This window comes from Cupriavidus pauculus, from assembly GCF_022179805.1.
GTDB lineage: Bacteria > Pseudomonadota > Gammaproteobacteria > Burkholderiales > Burkholderiaceae > Cupriavidus > Cupriavidus pauculus_E.
This window is the reverse complement of record NZ_BPUO01000001.1, coordinates 413,386-430,406: the sequence shown is the minus strand read 5'-3', so window position 1 is coordinate 430,406 and position 17,021 is coordinate 413,386. Positions and strand designations below refer to the sequence as shown.

The following is a 17,021-nucleotide window of genomic DNA, read 5'->3' as shown; positions in this document are numbered from 1 at the left end:
CTGACATAGGTTGACAGCTTTTTTGGCTGCGGACGGCCCCTATTGGGCCAAGGCAACCGACGCCCGATGGATCTCATCGGGCGTTTTGTATTTCAGTGCCTGATGTGGCCGTTCCCGGTTATAGATCCGGACAGACTCCCTCACCATGCGGGTCGCTTGCTGCAGGTCATTTGGTCGGTTCAGCAGGAATTCGCCCTTGAGAATGCCGTTGATGCGTTCGGCCAGAGCGTTCTGGTAGCAGTCGTAGCCGTCGGTCATCGAGCAGGTCAGGCCATGCCGCTCGTGGATGGCCTGGTAGTAAGTGGAGCAGTATTGAATTCCACGGTCCGAATGGTGTATCAGTGGTTGCCGCGTCTGGCGCGAGCGCAGCGCCATCTTCAGCGCCTGGCTCACCTGCTCGGTCTGCAGGCTGTCATGGACGTGGTAGCCCACGATCTTTCGCGAGTAGGCGTCCGTGACCAGGCTCAGATAGACCGTCTGCCGGGCGGTGGGAAGGTACGTAATGTCGGCAACCCAGACTTGTTCGGCCGCATTGGGCACTACCTTCCGCGGCCCATCCTTGAGCAGGCTCGGGTGGCGCCGGAAGCGGTGATGGCTGTGGGTGGTCTTGTGATAGGCCCGAAGCGGCTTCACCAGCAGCCTGGCCGCACGCAGAACGTCGAACAGCCGGTCACGGCCCACCCGGATATCCGCCTTCTCCAGCGGAGTTCGCAAGACCTGTTGCAGCTTGCGCGTGCCCATGCGTGGCTGGCGCAGCCGCACCTCGGTGACCATGGCGCAAATACTGGCATCCCGAGCGGTCTGCTTGAGTTCGCTGTGGCGACGCTTGTAGTACGCCTGCCGGCTGATGCCAATGTAACGGCAAGCCCTGCTAACGCTTAGCCCTTGGACGAGCTCTTGCGCGAGGACTTGCCCGAAGGCTTTTTTACCATGCGAACCCCGTGCTCCTTCTGGATCACGTCGATCACCGCTTCGAACAACCGCGCTTTCTCCTGCGCCTCGCGCAACTGGACCTCCAGTTCCTTGATACGCTGCTCCGGCGTGCCCGGTTTGGTCTTGTCTTGATTTTTCATCGTGGCGTACCGGGCGCCCTGTGGCAACGAGCCGCTCCAGTCCTGTAATCCGTGCTTGCGCAACCATACCAGCACTGTGGACCGCCCCTGGATTCCGTACTTGTGTTGCGCCTGCTTGTACGTCAGTTCGCCTTTTTCTACTGCCTCCACCACCGCCAGCTTAAAAGCCAGCGTGTAGTCACGTTGGGTTCGCTTCCGATCCGCCTCCAAGGCACTCTCCTCATCACTGCGAGAAAAGTGTCAACCTTATTCAGGACGAGTCAGGGTGAAGAAAAAAGGGAGGCATTGCCTCCCTTTTTTTATTTGGTGTCGGACGGTGCCGCGCTTTGCTCGATGCGCAGTTGTCCGCGCGCCAGGCCGTCGTCGCGCCCGATGCCATAGGGCGCAGCGGGGCGCGCATCGGTCGGCATGGCGGCCCAGAGCCGTGCCACCCAGTCACGGACGGCCGCGTTGTCGGGCTCGGCGCTCCAGACGTGCAGCGACTTGCCGGGACGCCACTGCATGGCCACCGACGCCGGATCGTCTTCCAGCGTGACGGTGGCCGATTTCCCGGCCATCCTGGCAGTTGCGTGTTCCGTTGCCACTTCCGCCTGCGCGGTCATCGATGCAACCGGTGCCGGTGCCGGAGCCGACATCAACGCCGACTGTGGCGCACGCCGCGCGCGCATTTCCGCGGCCATGGCGGGAGCCGGTGCGGCCGCGGCTGAGGGCGGTGGCGGTGCTGATGGTGCGAACGCTGGCGCTGCGTCGGGTTGCGCTTGCATCGGTGGCGCGGGGGCTGCCGGTGCCGGGGCAATCGGCGCAGTCGGTGTCATCGGCTCGGCCTGCGCCAATACGGTGGGCGCGGCCGGGGCACTCTGCTTGCTAGCGGTCGGTGGCGGGGCCGTGGGCTTGCGCACCGGCTCAGCCTTCGGTGCGACGCGTTCGGGCAACACCTCCGGCGCGGCCTTTGCTGCGGCAACAGGCGGCACAGATTCGGCTGGTGCGGGTGCCGACGCCACCGGCGCCGGCGCCTCGGCAAGCATGACGGTCGACGATAGCGACGCGGTCGTCGGTGTGCCATCGTCGAGCTGGGTCAGCACGAGCTTGGTGGCCAGGCCTGTGACGGCAAACGCGGTGGCCGCGACGCCGAGCGATTTCCACCAGCGCGACAGCCGTGCCGGGCGCTGTGGCGTGCGTGGCGCCACTGGGGTTTGCCGATGCGCTGCGGCCTGGGTCTGCAGCCAGGCTTCCGTGGCTTCGCTCACGTGTGCCCCCAGTACATCGGCCGCTGGCTTGCCCTGCGCCATCTGGTCGAATACGGCCTGACGTCGCGCTTGCTGCGCGGCCTGCATCGCGGCCGCTTCACGCATCACGCTGTCGGCAAGGCCGGGCGGGGCGACGAACGTTGGCGATGGCGCGGTAGCACGCGCCGCCGTCTGGTCCGCATCGCGTTCCGCCTCGGCCACCATGCGTGCCTGCACCGCGCGCGCGGCGGTGCTCACCGCCACGGCCAGGGAGGCGGGCGCCTCGAACGGCGGTAGTTCGCGCAGCAGCGCGGAGAGCCGGTCTTCGCCGTCGATGAAACGCTCGGCGGCATCGAGCGGGCGATGGTCGGGAGGCGCCGCGCTCATGGCCGGGTCTCCTGCATCATCGCGCCGTCGTCCAGCACGGATCGCAGCTTTGCAAACGCATAGCGCAGCCGGCTTTTGACGGTCTCGAATTTCTCGCCCAGCGTGGCCGCGATTTCCTCGACGCTCATGTCGCTGAAGTAGCGCAGCACCACAACCTCGCGCTGCGCCACAGGCAGTTGCAGCAGCGCCTGGCGCACGCTGGCCAGATGCTGGCGCAATTGCGCCTCGGCTTCCGGCGTCAGGTCATCGGCGGGTATCTCGGCCTGTTGCTCGTCGAGCGACTCGCGCAAGCGTGCATGCGCGCTGCGTACCTGGTCGAGCCAGGCATTGCGCGCAATCTGGAACAGGAAGGTGCGAAACGCGGCGGTGGGCGTGTAGTCGCCGCAGCGCGTCATCAACTGGATCCAGGTCTTCTGCGCGATGTCCTCGGCCTCGCCGGTGTCGCCCCGGCATAGCCACGCCACGTAGTTGAACAGGCCGCCGTTATGCCGGCGGAACAGTTCGGCGATGGGCGCTTCGATGACGCCGCCCGCGACCAGCAGCATCAGGTCGGCGTCGGGCAGCGCGGCGATATCGGGGGCGGCTTGCACAGGTGTCATGGCAACGAGTATAGACGGCGGTCAGCGGGCACCCTGGGTGGTCGGCGCTGGCGTGGTCTGCAGCGACTGCGCCAGCGACACGAGCTTCAGGAACTCGCCGCGATAGCCGAAGCTGTCGGCGCCGCGTGCATCGCGGGCCAGTGCCAGGGCCTGGTCGAATGTCCAGTCGCCCGTGAACTTGCCGCCGCGCAGCACCTGACCAAAGCCACTGACCGCCGCGGCAAAGCGGAAGTCGGCATCGCCCTGCGCCAGCGGCCGAATGGCCTGGCGTCGAACCGTGAGGTCGGTCAGTTCACTGGCCTTCGCAGCGGGCCGCTTGAAGCGCAGTTTCACATGGGCGAGTTCGTCGCCGCCGCTTGCCTTGGTGGCCGGCCGGTAGCGCAGGTCGTCGATCAGGCCGGGGGCATCGGTCAACGTCAGTTCATAGAGCGCCGTGACCGTGTGGCCCGCGCCGATATCGCCCGCATCGACCTTGTCATTGTTGAAGTCCTCACGCGCCAGCATGCGGTTCTCGTAGCCGATCAAGCGGTACTCGCGCACGGTGTCGGGGTTGAATTCGACCTGGATCTTCACGTCGCGGGCGATCGTGGCCAGCGTCGAGCTCATCTCGCTGACCAGCACCTTGTTGCCTTCCATCAGGTTGTCGATGTACGAGTAGGCGCCGTCGCCGGCATCGGCCAGTTGCTCCATCAGCCGGTCGTTGTAGTTGCCGGTGCCAAAGCCGAGCGTGGACAGCGACACGCCCGACTTGCGCTTTTCCTCGACCATACTCTTCAACTGCCGGAAATCGGTGATGCCCACGTTGAAGTCGCCGTCGGTGGCCAGCAGCACGCGGTTGATGCCGCCGGTAATGAAGCTCTGCTGTGCGGCCTGGTAGGCCAGCGCAATGCCGCTGGCGCCGGCCGTGCTGCCGCCAGCCACGAGTTGATCGATGGCGCTGGCGATGGCCGCCTTCTCGCTGCCGGGCGTGGGCGGCAGTGCCACACGCGTGCTGCCTGCATAGGTGACCAGCGTGATGCGGTCTTGCGGCCGCAGGTTGCCGACCAGCAGCTTCAGCGACGACTTCAGCAGCGGCAGCTTGTCCTTCGATTCCATCGACCCGGAGACATCGACCAGGAACACCAGGTTGGCGGCGGGCAACTGCGCGCGCGCCACGTCCTGGCCCTTGATGCCGATGCGCAGCAGCACGTTCTTCGGCCGCCACGGCGCCGGCGCGAGCGCGGTATGCACGGCGAACGGCTTGCCGTCGGTGGGTGCGGCGTAGTCGTAGGGGAAGTAGTTGACCAGTTCCTCGACGCGCACGGCGTCGGATGGCGGCAACCGGCCTGCATTGAGCATGCGGCGCACGTTGCTGTAGCTGCCGGTGTCGACGTCGATGCTGAACGTGGAGACGGGCGCCTGGGCCACCTGTTTCACACCGGCATCCTCGATCGTGGCGTATTGCTCGCGGTCTTGCTGCGGCATCGCGTAGGCCGGTGCGTGCCTGTACAGGGCCACGGATGCCGGTGGCGCAAACGGTGCCGGTGCCGGTGCTGGCGACGGCGACGGCGACGGCGCAGCATCGGACATGGCTTTGTGCTCCGCAAGGGGGGGCGAAGGCTCGATGGCGCGCGGAGCCGTGGGCGGCGTCACGTCAGCCTGTTCCCCCACCGGCCCCGATCCACTGCAGGCCACCAGGCCCACCGCAAGCCACGATGCGATGGCGGATAGCAGAAACCTCTGGCGCATGATGTTCTCCTTGTTGGGCATGCATTGAGCTGGACTGCCATGTAACGGGGCATCGGCGGATCCGGGGTTGCGCGGGCGCAAATTTGTTGCGAAAGCCTTGGGGTTTCCTCGGGGTCGGTGGGAGAAGGGCACCGCGAGGCGTGACGAGCTCGGACCATTCGCATGTTCGTTCGTCACTGTTCGTCACTTTCGCCGCTACAATCGCCTGAGCTTCCCCCCAGGAGACACGGCATGACCGACGATGTGGCAGCACCTTTCAAGGTTTCAGGTTCCCATTCCGCGCCCTGGCGCGCCACGCTGGCGGTGGCGCTGACCGCGCTGCTGGCCGCCTGCGGCACCACCGACAAGGACGCAGGCAAAGCTGCGGCCACTGCGGCCCCGGCTTCCGCGCCGGCCGCGCAGGCAGCCATGCCGCCGGCACCCGAAGTGTCTTCGGGCTATCGCCCGGACATGACCACCAGCTACGCGCAGAAGCACATGGCAGCGGCGGCCAATCCGCTGGCCACTGAGGCGGGACGCGAAATCCTGCGGGCCGGCGGTTCGGCCATCGATGCCGCCGTGGCCATGCAGGCCGTGCTGACGCTGGTTGAGCCGCAAGCCACGGGCATTGGCGGCGGCGCATTCATCATGTACTGGGACGGCAAGCGTGTGCAGGCCTACGATGGCCGCGAAACCGCGCCGGCCGGTGCGACGGAAAACCTGTTCCTGCGCCCCGACGGCAAGCCGATGGAATTTTCCGAAGGCCAGGTCGGCGGACGCTCGGTAGGCGTGCCCGGCGTGCTGCGCGCGCTGGAAATGGCGCATCGCGAGCACGGGCGCCTGCCGTGGGCGCGCCTGTTCCAGCCGGCCATCCGCCTGGCGGACAAGGGCTTCCCGATGTCGCAGCGGCTCTACACGCAGGTGGCGGCCGACAAGTTCATGGGTGGTTCGCCCGAGATGACGGCCTACTTCCTCGATGCGCAGGGCAAGGCCAAGCCGGTTGGCACGCTCGTCAAGAACCCGCAACTGGCGCAGACGCTGCGCGAGATTGCCAAGAGCGGCCCCAACGTCTTCTACAACGGTCCGATTGCGCGCGATATCGCGGCCAAGGTCAACGGGCACAAGAACGCCGGCAGCCTGTCCGAAGCCGACCTGAAGGGGTACAAGGCCAAGGTCCGCGTGCCGGTCTGCACGGACTACCGGCAGTGGAAGATCTGCGGCATGCCGCCGCCGTCGTCGGGCGGCATTGCCATCGCGCAGATCCTGGGCACGCTCGAAGCGCTGGAGAAGCGGGACCCGCGTTATGCGCTGACCGCGTTGAAGCCGGTGAAGGTGAGCCTGCCGTCACTGGTGGAGCCGAATCCGCTGGCCGTCCACGCTGTTTCCGAGGCTGACCGGCTGGCCTACGCCGATCGCGGCCTGTATGTGGCCGATGCCGACTTCGTGCCGGTGGATGTGGCCGCGATGGTCAATCCGAACTACCTGGCCGAGCGCGCGGCGCTGATCGGCGACAAGAGCATGGGCAAGGCCCAGCCCGGCACGCCGCCCGGCGTGAAGGTGGCCTTTGCACCGGACCGCTCGCCCCCGCGCATTTCGACCTCGCAGATCGTGGCGGTGGATAACCGTGGCGGCGCGCTGTCGATGACGACCACCATCGAGTCGTACTTCGGCTCGCACATCATGGTGCGCGGCTTCATGCTCAACAACCAGCTGACCGATTTCTCGTTCGCGCCGAGCGAGAACGGCAAGCCGGTGGCCAACCGCGTGGCGCCGGGCAAGCGGCCGCGTTCGTCGATGGCACCGACGCTGGTGTTCGACCGCCAGAGCGGCAAGCTGGTGGCGGCGCTGGGGTCGCCGGGCGGGTCGCAGATCATCGAATATGTGTCGAAGACGCTGGTGGGCCTGCTCGACTGGGACATGGACGTGCAGCAGGCCGTAGGCATGGCCAACTTCGGCAGCCGCAATGGCCCGACCGAGGTGGAGCGGGGCCTGGTCACGCCGCAACTGGTGGAGGCGCTGAAGCAGCAAGGCCATCAGGTGGCCGAGATCGAGATGACCAGTGGCACGCAGGTCATCATGCGCAAGACGGTCAACGGCAAGCCGGTATGGGCCGGTGGTGCGGACCCGCGTCGCGAGGGTGTGGCGCTGGGTGACTGACGCACGCAGGATGGCTGCAGCATAAAAAAACGGGCGCGAAATTCGCGCCCGTTTCAGTACTGCTCCTGCTTTTTTTGATACCAGACTTAGGCGTCCAGTTTGACCCCTGCCGCCTTGACCACGGTGGCCCAGCGCTTTTCTTCAGCCTGGAACCACTTGGCGGTTTCGGCCGGCGACATCGTCACCACCTCGGCACCCTGACCGGCCAGATTGGCGCGGATCTCGGGCGTGCGGATGATCTTGATCAGTTCCGTATTGATGCGCTGGACCAGCGCATCGGGCATGCCCGACGGTGCCATCACGCCTTGCCAGGTGCCCGATTCGAAATTCGGCACGCCGCTTTCGGCGATGGTCGGCGTCTGGCCCACCAGCGCCATGCGGGTGCGCTTGGACACTGCCAGCAGCTTGAGCTTACCCGACTGCACGTGCGGGTAGGTGGCCAGCATGCCGTTCATCAGCACTTGCGCGGTGCCGCCCACGGTGTCGGCAATCGCCTGCGCGCCACCCTTGTACGGCACGTATTGCCAGGCCGCCTTGGTGGCCTGCTGCACGGCTACGCCGGCCAGGTGCGGCGCGCTGCCGATGGCGGTCACGGCAAAGTTCAGCGTCTGCTTGTGCGACAGCTCGACCAGTTCCTTGAGGTTGTTGGCCGGCACCGACGGATGCACGACCAGCAGGTGCGGCGAGTAGGCCAGCATGGCCACGGCCTTCAGGTCCTTGTCCGGATTGAACGTGAGCTTGGTATAGACCGACGGCGTGATGGCCAGGGCACCCACGTCGCACAGCAGCAGCGTGTGGTTGTCCGTGCCGGCCTGCGCCACCACGGCGGCGCCGATGTTGCCGTTGGCGCCCGGGCGGTTGTCCACCACGATCGGCTGGCCCAGCGCTTCGCCAAGCTGCTTGCTGATCAGGCGGGCAATGATGTCCGACGAACCGCCGGCGGGGTAGGGCACCACGAGGCGGATCGGCTTGACCGGCCATTTGTCCTGGGCCCAGGCCGAAGCCGGCGCGAGGATGCCGGACGTGCCGACCGTACCAAGGGCCGCGAGGCCCGGAAGCTGGCCAAGAAATTGGCGGCGAGAAGAGGTCATGCTGTGTCTCCAGTCAACACTTATCATCAGTCGTCGTACAACGATTGGCTGGAGTGTATGCCCGCTTGCCGCTTGGGTCTATCGGGAAAACACGTAGTACTTGCGGCGTAAATGTAGGGACAAAACAGGTGAGAAGGGCGGGGAGGGAGCGCGGAAAGGTGCGGGTTTGTGCTCAGTTGTCTGATGACATTGAGGCGTTCCCGCTTGCGATGTCTTGCTCCCCTCTCCCGCATGGCGGGAGAGGGGCTGGGGGTGAGGGCTTGGCGGTTCAAATTACGACTGTCGCGGTTTGAACCGCTGGCCCTCACCCCCAACCCCTCTCCCAGGGGGAGAGGGGAGCAAGGCAGGGGGCTCTCCCAGAGGGAGAGGGGAGCCACTTAGGGAGCTAACAAAAACCGCCTCAAGCCCCCGACTTCTTCGCGTATTCCCAGCCCATTTCCGCCATCGGCCTTGCCCGCTTGCCGGCGTCCAGTGCCTGGGCCGACGACGCCGTGCCGTCGACCACGCGTTTCATGATGCCCTGCAGGATGCCGGCGATCCGGAACATGCTGAAGGCGAGGTAGAAATTCCAGTCGCCGGTGATCGGGCGGCCCGTGCGCTGTTCGTACAGGCGGCGGTAGGTGGCTTCGTCGGGGATGCCCAGCGCCTTGTGGTCCAGGCCGGCGATGCCGCGGAACTGGCCCGGCTGGATATGCCAGCTCATGCAGTGGTAGCCGAAATCGCCCATCGGATGGCCCAGCGTGGACAGCTCCCAGTCCAGCACGGCCAGCACCCGGGGTTCCGTGGGGTGGAACATCAGGTTATCGAGCCGGTAGTCGCCGTGGACGATGCTGGTCAGGTCGGCGTCTTCCTGCGGAATATGTTCGGGCAGCCAGGCCATCAGCTGGTCCATGGCCGGGATCGATTCGGTCTCGGAGAGCTTGTACTGCTTGCTCCAGCGTTCGATCTGGCGCTGGAAGTAGTTGCCGGGCTTGCCGTAGTCGGCCAGGCCGATGGCCTTGTAGTCCACCGAGTGCAGCGCGGCGATGACGCGGTTCATCTCGTCGTAGATCGCGCCGCGTTCGCTGGTGGTCATGTCCGGCAGCGACTGGTCCCACAGCACGCGGCCGCTGACGAACTCCATGATGTAGAACGCGCGGCCGATGACATCCTCGTCCTCGCACAGCGCATACATGTGGGCCACGGGCACATCGGTGCCGGCCAGCGCCTTCATCACGCGGTATTCGCGCTCGATGGCGTGCGCCGACGGCAGCAGCTTGGCCTTCGGGCCCGGCTTGGCGCGCATCACGTAGGTCTGGCCCGGCGTGATCAGCTTGAAGGTGGGGTTGGACTGCCCGCCCTTGAACTGCTCCACGGTCAGCGGGCCGGCAAAGCCTTCCACATGCTCGCGCATCCAGGCTTCCAGCGCGCCCACGTCAAAGCGCTGCTGGTCTGCCACGGGGCGGGTTCCTTCAAAGTGCGATACGTTGCTGCTCATCTTGTCTCTCTCCGCAATATCGTTGTTTTGTGATCGTTGTCGAAGGCGTGCTGTCGGGGTTGCCGACGTCGGATTACCGATAGTTCGGCTTGCGCTTCTCCAGGAATGCCGTGATGCCTTCGCCGCCATCCGCGTGGTGAAGCGCGGCGACAAAGCTGTCGCGCTCTGCGGCCAGGTGCTGGGTCAGCGTGGCAGTGCCCGCATGGTTGATCAGCGACTTCATGCCGCGCACGGCATTGGGCGATTCCTTGGCCAGGTTCTCGGCGATGCGCAGCGCTTCGGTCAGCGCGTGGCCGGGTTGCACCACGCGATTGACGATGCCGAAGTGTGCCAGACGGGCCGGGTCCACTGGTTTGCCCTCCATCAGGATTTCGCTGGCTAGCTGGCGCGGCAGCATGCGCGCAATTTCGTACGAGCCGCCGCCATCGGGCGTCAGGCCCACCTTGACGTAGGCCATGACGAACTTGGCGTCGCTGGCGGCCACCACATAGTCGCAGGCCAGCACCAGCGAAAAGCCGGCGCCCGCGGCGGGGCCTTCCACGGCGGCGATGATGGGCTTGGGAAACGCGTGGAACGATTCGATCCACTGGTGCAGCGTCTCGATGCTCTCGGCCTGCACCGACGGCGGCTGCGAGCGATTGCCGAGCAGCCGGTTCAGGTTGCCGCCGGCGCAGAACACGCCATTGGCGCCGGTCAGCACCACGGCGCGGATCGAGTCGTCGCGCGTGGCCACTTCCAGCGCTTCCTGCGACGCGGCATAGATGTCCGGATGCAGCGCGTTGCGGGCTTCGGGGTTGGAGATGGTCAGGACGAGCGTCGCGTCGACGCGTTCGGACAGCAGTTGGGCAGTCATGGCAGCCTCGTTATCTGGGGCAGGGATGCAAATGCAAAAAGGGCGCCCCGTGTCTCGGCGGGGCGCCCACTCGATCAGGCTTCTTCGGTCAGCAGCGACAGGCCAAGGCCCGCACGGCGCCACAGCCACGGGCTCGGGCGGTAGCGCATGTCGCCGGTCAGCTGGTTCATGTTGCGCAGCACTTCCAGGATCACGCCGGCGCCGATCGTGTCGCCCAGTGCCAGCGGACCCTTCGGGTAGCCCAGGCCCAGGTTCACGGCCAGGTCGATATCGGTCGGCGTGGCAATGCGTTGCTGCGCGATGTCGCTGGCGATGTTCACGATGCAGCCGATGATGCGCTGGGCGATGAAGCCGGCCGAGTCGCGAATCACGGTCACGGGCACGCCGTCGCTGGCGAACAGGCCGTGCGCGGCGTCGCGGGCGGCGGCGCTGGTGGCCGGCGTGGTCATCAGCGTGCGGCGCTTGGTGGCTTCGAACGGCAGCAGCGTGTCGATGGCGACCACGCGCGTGGCGTCCAGGCCTTCCTGCAGCGCGGCGGTGGTGGCGTCCAAGCCCAGCGGCGTCACGACGATCAGTGCGTCGGCCGACGGCTGGTTGCCGCCTTCGACGGTCGCGCCCAGTGCGCCCAGCAGCTTCACAGCCATCGCATGGCCGCGCTCATTGGCACGGCTCACCCAGACGCTGGACGGGCGGGCATCAGGCACGGCCTTGGCGGCTGGCACCTGCTTCTGGCCTTCCGGGTACGCGTAGAAGCCGGCGCCGGTCTTGCGGCCCAGCAGGCCGCCGGTATAGCGCAGTTGCGTGATCGGCGACGGACGGTAGCGCGCTTCCTGGTAGAACTGGTTGTAGATCGATTCCATCACCGGGTGCGACACGTCCAGCCCGGTCAGGTCCATCAGCTCGAACGGGCCCATGCGGAAACCGGCCTGCTCGCGCATGATGTTGTCGATGTCGACGAACTCGGCCACGCCTTCCTGCGCGGCCTTCAGGCCCTCGATGTTCATGCCACGCCCGGCATGGTTCACGATGAAGCCCGGCATGTCCTTGCAACGCACCGGCGTGTGACCCATACGGCGCGATAGCTCCATCAGGCGGTCGCCCACGGCGGGGTCGCCCGACAGGCCGTCGATGACCTCCACCACCTTCATCAGCGGCACCGGGTTGAAGAAGTGGTAGCCCACCACGCGGCCCGGCAGCTTCGATCCCACGGCGATGGCCGTGATCGACAGCGACGACGTGTTCGACGCAATCACGGCGTCTTCACGCAGGATGGCTTCGAGCTTGGCCACGAGGTCGCGCTTGACGTCGAGGCGTTCAACGATGGCTTCCAGCACCATGTCGCAGCCGGACAGGTCTTCCAGCGCGCTGGCGGCCTTCACGCGGGCCAGGGCGGCCTCGCTGTCGGCGGCGCTGATCTTGCCCTTGTCGGCCAGTTTGGCAAACGTATCCTGCAGGTACTGGCGCGCGGCGGCCACGGCCTGGGCGTTGGTGTCGAACAGATGTACGGTCAGGCCGGCCTGGGCGGCGATCTGGGCGATGCCTCGGCCCATGGCGCCAGTGCCAACGATGCCCAGCGTCTGGATAGTGGAATTGCTCATTGTTGGTCCAAAAAAGTTGTGGCTAAATTAGCACGATCGTACGTTTTCTGCACCTTTCGCGACAGAGGCGCCGCGCATGCGGCGTGCGCTGATCGGCCATACGGGGCAGGGCAGGGAGCGGCGGTGCGGCCCCGGGTCGACACCAGCGATTCCAACCAATCTGGAGAGAGACGACATGCTGAAGCTCTGCGGTTTTGCCGCCAGCAATTACTACAACAAGGTCAAGCTGGCATTGCTGGAAAAGAACCTGCCGTTCGAGGAAGTGCTGGCGTGGATCGGGGAGACCGACCTGTCGGCATCGCCGCTGGGCAAGGTGCCCTACATCATCACCGATGCCGGCCCGCTGTGCGAGTCCGAAACGATTGCAGAGTACCTGGAGACCACCTACATCCAGGCGCCGCTGCTGCCGCAGGACCCGTTCCAGGCCGCCAAGGTGCGCGAGATCGTCACGTTCCTGGAGCTGTACCTGGAACTGACCGCGCGCGAGCTGTATGCGGAAGCGTTTTTCGGCGGCAAGGTCAGCGACCGCGTCAAGGAGCGCCAGCGCGGCCTGCTGGACAAGTACGTTCCGGCCTTCGGCAAGCTGGTCAAGTTCTCGCCGTACATCGCCGGCGACACCTTCACGCTGGCCGATTGCGCCGCGGTGTGCCACCTGCCGCTGATCTCGTCGTGCACGAAGATCATCTATGGCGAAGACCTGCTGGCGGGCCTGCCGGTGAAGGAATACCTGAAGGCGATGGCCGAACGGCCCTCGGTGCAGAAGGTCAACGCCGAACGCAAGGCGAATACGGAGTTGATGCTGAGCCGGAACAGGTAAGAGGTACTAGGTAAGAGGGTAGAGCGATCGGCTCTCGCTCTACCCTGGGTTTTTGCTCCCCTCTCCCGCAAGGCGGGAGAGGGGTTGGGGGTGAGGGCAAGCGCCTGGCGTACTAACCCGGCGCGTCAAGAACGACACGCCTGCCCTCACCCCCGCCCCTCTCCCGCGCTGCGGGAGAGGGGAGCAAACAATCGGTATTGGTGAACCTCAAATCTTCGCCAGCCGCTCCAGCGCCAGCTTCAGCGTCTCTTCCTTCTTGGCGAAGCAGAAGCGCACCACGCCTGATTCACGCGGCGCCGAGTAGAACGCCGATACCGGAATCGCCGCCACGCCGATTTCACGCGTGAGCCACATCGAGAAATCCGCCTCGCTCATGTCGGAAATGGCCGAATAGTCGACGCACTGGAAGTACGTGCCGTCCGACGGCAGCAGCTTGAAGCGCGTATTGGCCAGCCCCGCGCGGAAGTAGTCGCGCTTGGCCTGGTAGAACGCCGCCAAGTCCATGTACGGCGCCGGGTCGGCCATGTAGTCGGCCAGGCCGTGCTGCACGGGCGTATTCACCGTGAACACGTTGAACTGGTGCACCTTGCGGAATTCGTTCATCAGCGCGACCGGCGCGGCCACGTAGCCCACCTTCCAGCCCGTGACGTGATAGGTCTTGCCGAAGCTCGATACCACGAAGCTGCGGCGCGCCAGCTCGGGATGGCGCGACACCGACTCATGGCGCTGGCCGTCGTACACCATGTGTTCGTAGACTTCGTCGGACAGCAGCAGGATGTCGGTGCCGGCCAGCAGGTCGGCCAGTTGCTGCATGTCCTGCTCGCGCCAGATCGTGCCGGTGGGGTTGTGCGGCGTGTTGATCATGATCATGCGCGTCTTCGGCGTGATCGCGGCGGCCAGCTTGTCGAACGGGATGCGGAACAGCGGGGCCTCCAGCCGTACCGGCACGGCCGTGGCGCCGGCCAGTTCGATGGACGGCAGGTAGCTGTCGTAGCACGGCTCCAGAACGATCACCTCGTCGCCTGGGTGCACCGCGCACAGGATCGACGTCAGCAGGCCCTGCGTGGCGCCCGCGGTGACGGTGATCTCGGTATTCCAGTCGTACTGATGGCCGTACAGCGTGGCGATCTTGCCGGCGATGGCCTGACGCAGCTTGGGCACGCCGGCCATCGGCGGGTACTGGTTGTGGCCGGTGCGCATGGCGTTGGCCACGGCATCGACGATGCGCGGGTCGCAATCGAAGTCCGGAAAACCCTGGCCCAGGTTCACGGCGTTCTTCTCGGCGGCCAGCGCCGACATCACGGTGAAGATCGTGGTTCCCACGTTGGGCAGGCGGGACAGCGGCGGGTTCAGCGGGGCAAGGGTCGATTCGGACATGGGGCAGGGCAGGAGACGGAGTGGAACCGGTGCGACATTCTAGCGGGGATCGATCGCCGGGGCGGCCGGTCAGGCCGGCGCGGCGTGCGCGGCCAGCCAGCCGGCAAAGGCCAGCGGCGGCAGGACGTCCACTCCGCTGGAGCGGCGCAGGCGGCTCCTGAGCTTCAGCACGGCCTTGTCCTTCGACACCAGCAGCCGGGCGCGGGCGAAGTGGGCGAGTTCGATGAACTTCTGGTCGTCGGTGTCGCGGCACTTGGGCAGACGGATGGCGGCGGCGTCCGCGGGGTCGGGCAGCGGCTCCAGCGTGGCCAGGCGGTCCACCTCGGCCAGCGCGCCGGCGATGTCGACGTCAAACCGCGCGAATTGCGGATAGGCCAGCACGCGGCGCAGTTCCTCGCGGCAATCGGCCCGGATGACCGGTGCGATGGTGCCGGCGGCCAGCGCGGCGCGGATCGGCTCCACATGGGGGTCCCGGAAGACCAGGAGGTCGACCCAGATATTGGAATCGAGCACGACGACGGGCGGGTGTGACGTGCCGGGCAGGTTCCCGGCGGTGGCTTCGGTGGGCATTCGCTACAATCTCAGCTTTGTTTCTGCCCGCGATTTTGCCATGCTCCTTGCCCTGTCTCCCGCGAAGTCCCTGAACTACGAGACACCGCCGCGCGTCAAGACCCATACGATGCCGCGTTTCATTGACCGTTCCACCACGCTGATCGAGCGCCTGCGCCGTCTGGCGCCCCAGGACGTGGCCGCCCTGATGGACATCTCGGACAAGCTGGCGGTGCTGAACGTGACCCGCTACGCCGACTGGTCGCCCGAGTTCACGGCCGCCAACAGCAAGCAGGCCGTGCTGGCCTTCAACGGCGACGTCTACGACGGGCTCGATGCCAGGACGCTGTCGACCGACGACCTGGCCTTTGCGCAGAAACATGTGCGCATCCTGTCCGGTCTCTATGGCGTGCTGCGTCCGATGGACTGGATGCAGCCGTACCGGCTGGAAATGGGCACGCGGCTCGATAACGCTGCCGGCAAGGACCTCTACGCGTTCTGGGGCGACGATGTCACGAAGCTGCTGAACCGCGACATGGCCGACCTCAAGCACGAAGGCACGCCCACGCTGGTGAACCTGGCATCCGAGGAGTATTTCAAGGTGGTGCGCCCGAAGGTGCTTGATGCCCGCGTGATCACGCCGGTGTTCGAAGACTGGAAGGGCGGCCGCTACAAGATCATTTCGTTCCACGCCAAGCGCGCGCGCGGTACGATGGCACGCTACGCCGTCACGCACCGGGTGACCGATCCGGCCAGGCTCAAGCGCTTCAACGAGGACGGCTATGCCTTTGACAAGGCCGCCTCGGACGATGCGCGCTGGGTATTCCGCCGCCGCCTTGAAGACTGATACAGAGACCAAGGACCCTATCCCCATGACCTCTGCACTGCATATCTCCGCGCTGTTCGATTCGGGCGCGATCGAAGTTGAGTCGCTCGACCGCGCCGACGACATCCGCCTGCGCATCCGCGCCGATTCCCACGCCGACTTCCGCCAGTGGTTCCACTTCCGCCTGCAGGGCGCGGCGGGCCAGGCGTGCCGGCTCAGCTTCCTGAACGCCGGCGAATGCACCTATCCCGACGGCTGGCGCGACTACCGCGCGGTGGCATCGTACGACCGTGCGCACTGGTTCCGCGTGCCGACGCGCTACGACGGCACCACGATGACCGTCGAGTTCACGCCCGAGCACGACAGCGTGTGGTTCGCGTACTTCGAACCGTATTCCGACGAGCGGCACCTGTCGCTGCTGGCCACGTGCCAGCGCTCGCCGCTGGCCAGGCTGTCGCACCTGGGCAGCACCGTGGACGGGCGTGACCTGACGTGCGTGACGCTCGGCGAGCCCGGCCCGGGCAAGAAGACCATCTGGATGATCGCGCGCCAGCATCCGGGCGAAAGCATGGCCGAATGGTTCTGCGAAGGCGTGCTGCAGCGCCTGACCGGCACGGGCGCCTGGCATGGTGATCCGGTGGCGCGCAAGCTGCTGGAGCAGGCGGTGTTCCATATCGTGCCGAACATGAACCCCGATGGCTCGTCGCGCGGCAACCTGCGTACCAATGCCGCCGGGGCGAACCTGAACCGCGAATGGATGCAGCCGAGCCCGGAGACGAGCCCCGAGGTCTACCACGTGCGCCAGGCCATCGAGCGCACCGGCGTGGACCTGTTCTTCGACATCCACGGCGACGAGGCGCTGCCGTACAACTTCGTGGCCGGCAGCGAGATGCTGCCCGGCTTTACCGAAGCCCAGCGCGAGCAGCAGTCACGCTTCATTGAAGCGTTCAAGCGCGCCACGCCCGATTTCCAGGACGTGCACGGCTACGCCGCCAGCAAGTACAACGCCGACGCGCTGAAGCTGGCCTCGAAGTACATCGGCCATACGTTCGGCTGCCTGGCGCTGACGCTGGAAATGCCGTTCAAGGACAACGCCGACCTGCCCGACGAGGCGGTGGGCTGGAACGGCGCCAAGAGCGCGTTGCTGGGCACGGCGATGCTGCAGGCGGTGCTGGAGTATTTGGGGTAAGTTGGGCGGCTGTGTGTTTTGGTTTTGGTTTTGGTTTTGGTTTTGGTTTTGGTTTTGGTTTTGGCTTTTGCTTTGGTTTTTCTCCCCTCTCCCGC

14 protein-coding genes are annotated in these 17,021 nt (G+C 66.0%); 4 read left to right on the top strand and 10 right to left on the bottom strand.

Annotated elements, in window-relative coordinates:
• Positions 1-39: 39 nt before the first annotated feature.
• From MFF62_RS02155 to MFF62_RS02140, 4 genes are all read right to left on the bottom strand, one after another.
• Positions 40-1,283 (bottom strand): IS3 family transposase gene (locus MFF62_RS02155; RefSeq protein ID WP_238259282.1). Its coding sequence is split into 2 segments (ribosomal slippage): positions 40-927 and positions 930-1,283, totalling 1,242 coding nucleotides; the frame shifts between segments, so codons are not numbered across the junction.
• 89 nt (positions 1,284-1,372) lie between these two features.
• Complete coding sequence (locus tag MFF62_RS02150; protein WP_238259281.1) at positions 1,373-2,686, bottom strand: hypothetical protein; 1,314 nt, start codon at positions 2,684-2,686, stop codon at positions 1,373-1,375.
• On the bottom strand, positions 2,683-3,285 hold the full coding sequence (locus MFF62_RS02145; protein ID WP_238259280.1) for an RNA polymerase sigma factor: 603 nt from the start codon (positions 3,283-3,285) through the stop codon (positions 2,683-2,685). The genes MFF62_RS02150 and MFF62_RS02145 overlap by 4 nt, the downstream gene beginning before the upstream one ends.
• Before the next feature lie 21 nt (positions 3,286-3,306).
• Positions 3,307-5,013, bottom strand: a complete 1,707-nt coding sequence (locus tag MFF62_RS02140; protein ID WP_238259279.1) for a vWA domain-containing protein — start codon at positions 5,011-5,013, stop codon at positions 3,307-3,309.
• Positions 5,014-5,244: 231 nt separating this feature from the next.
• Here MFF62_RS02140 and ggt point away from each other — a divergent pair, with 231 nt between their 5' ends.
• A complete protein-coding gene (gene ggt, locus MFF62_RS02135; protein WP_238259278.1) occupies positions 5,245-7,149 on the top strand; it encodes a gamma-glutamyltransferase in 1,905 nt (634 codons plus the stop codon).
• An 86-nt stretch (positions 7,150-7,235) separates the two neighbouring features.
• On the opposite strand, the gene MFF62_RS02130 is transcribed toward ggt, so the two are convergent.
• From MFF62_RS02130 to MFF62_RS02115, 4 genes are all read right to left on the bottom strand, one after another.
• Complete coding sequence (locus MFF62_RS02130; RefSeq protein WP_238259277.1) at positions 7,236-8,240, bottom strand: Bug family tripartite tricarboxylate transporter substrate binding protein; 1,005 nt, start codon at positions 8,238-8,240, stop codon at positions 7,236-7,238.
• 400 nt (positions 8,241-8,640) lie between these two features.
• Positions 8,641-9,717: a phosphotransferase gene (locus MFF62_RS02125; RefSeq protein ID WP_238259276.1), complete on the bottom strand. Its 1,077-nt coding sequence runs from the start codon at positions 9,715-9,717 to the stop codon at positions 8,641-8,643.
• A 73-nt stretch (positions 9,718-9,790) separates the two neighbouring features.
• Positions 9,791-10,570 (bottom strand): oxepin-CoA hydrolase, alternative type, encoded by a 780-nt coding sequence (locus MFF62_RS02120; protein WP_238259275.1) that lies wholly within the window; start codon positions 10,568-10,570, stop codon positions 9,791-9,793.
• Positions 10,571-10,644: 74 nt separating this feature from the next.
• Positions 10,645-12,168: a 3-hydroxyacyl-CoA dehydrogenase gene (locus MFF62_RS02115; protein WP_238259274.1), complete on the bottom strand. Its 1,524-nt coding sequence runs from the start codon at positions 12,166-12,168 to the stop codon at positions 10,645-10,647.
• Between the two features lie 175 nt (positions 12,169-12,343).
• Between MFF62_RS02115 and MFF62_RS02110 the strand changes: the two genes are divergently transcribed.
• Positions 12,344-12,985 carry a glutathione S-transferase gene (locus MFF62_RS02110; protein WP_238259273.1) on the top strand — a complete coding sequence of 214 codons (642 nt, stop codon included), beginning with the start codon at positions 12,344-12,346 and terminating at the stop codon, positions 12,983-12,985.
• Positions 12,986-13,192: 207 nt separating this feature from the next.
• On the opposite strand, the gene MFF62_RS02105 is transcribed toward MFF62_RS02110, so the two are convergent.
• On the bottom strand, positions 13,193-14,362 hold the full coding sequence (locus tag MFF62_RS02105; protein ID WP_238259272.1) for a pyridoxal phosphate-dependent aminotransferase: 1,170 nt from the start codon (positions 14,360-14,362) through the stop codon (positions 13,193-13,195).
• A 69-nt stretch (positions 14,363-14,431) separates the two neighbouring features.
• Positions 14,432-14,932, bottom strand: a complete 501-nt coding sequence (locus MFF62_RS02100) for a putative toxin-antitoxin system toxin component, PIN family (protein WP_238259271.1) — start codon at positions 14,930-14,932, stop codon at positions 14,432-14,434.
• Positions 14,933-14,972: 40 nt separating this feature from the next.
• Between MFF62_RS02100 and yaaA the strand changes: the two genes are divergently transcribed.
• Together yaaA and MFF62_RS02090 are read left to right on the top strand one after the other, a co-directional pair.
• Entirely contained in the window at positions 14,973-15,758 is a 786-nt protein-coding gene (yaaA, locus tag MFF62_RS02095) for a peroxide stress protein YaaA (protein WP_238259270.1), read from the top strand.
• A gap of 25 nt (positions 15,759-15,783) precedes the next feature.
• Positions 15,784-16,926, top strand: coding sequence for a M14 family metallopeptidase (locus MFF62_RS02090; protein WP_238259269.1), 1,143 nt, complete (start codon positions 15,784-15,786; stop codon positions 16,924-16,926).
• Positions 16,927-17,021 lie beyond the last annotated feature (95 nt).

What these genes read in the sequence shown, in the direction of transcription:
- MFF62_RS02105 (WP_238259272.1), bottom strand. Translation starts at nt 14,362, where the DNA reads ATGTCCGAATCGACCCTTGCCCCGCTGAACCCGCCGCTGTCCCGCCTG.
- MFF62_RS02150 (WP_238259281.1), bottom strand. Translation starts at nt 2,686, where the DNA reads ATGAGCGCGGCGCCTCCCGACCATCGCCCGCTCGATGCCGCCGAGCGT.
- MFF62_RS02125 (WP_238259276.1), bottom strand. Translation starts at nt 9,717, where the DNA reads ATGAGCAGCAACGTATCGCACTTTGAAGGAACCCGCCCCGTGGCAGAC.
- MFF62_RS02110 (WP_238259273.1), top strand. Translation starts at nt 12,344, where the DNA reads ATGCTGAAGCTCTGCGGTTTTGCCGCCAGCAATTACTACAACAAGGTC.
- MFF62_RS02115 (WP_238259274.1), bottom strand. Translation starts at nt 12,168, where the DNA reads ATGAGCAATTCCACTATCCAGACGCTGGGCATCGTTGGCACTGGCGCC.
- ggt (WP_238259278.1), top strand. Translation starts at nt 5,245, where the DNA reads ATGACCGACGATGTGGCAGCACCTTTCAAGGTTTCAGGTTCCCATTCC.
- MFF62_RS02090 (WP_238259269.1), top strand. Translation starts at nt 15,784, where the DNA reads ATGACCTCTGCACTGCATATCTCCGCGCTGTTCGATTCGGGCGCGATC.
- yaaA (WP_238259270.1), top strand. Translation starts at nt 14,973, where the DNA reads ATGCTCCTTGCCCTGTCTCCCGCGAAGTCCCTGAACTACGAGACACCG.
- MFF62_RS02130 (WP_238259277.1), bottom strand. Translation starts at nt 8,240, where the DNA reads ATGACCTCTTCTCGCCGCCAATTTCTTGGCCAGCTTCCGGGCCTCGCG.
- MFF62_RS02145 (WP_238259280.1), bottom strand. Translation starts at nt 3,285, where the DNA reads ATGACACCTGTGCAAGCCGCCCCCGATATCGCCGCGCTGCCCGACGCC.
- MFF62_RS02120 (WP_238259275.1), bottom strand. Translation starts at nt 10,570, where the DNA reads ATGACTGCCCAACTGCTGTCCGAACGCGTCGACGCGACGCTCGTCCTG.
- MFF62_RS02100 (WP_238259271.1), bottom strand. Translation starts at nt 14,932, where the DNA reads ATGCCCACCGAAGCCACCGCCGGGAACCTGCCCGGCACGTCACACCCG.
- MFF62_RS02140 (WP_238259279.1), bottom strand. Translation starts at nt 5,013, where the DNA reads ATGCGCCAGAGGTTTCTGCTATCCGCCATCGCATCGTGGCTTGCGGTG.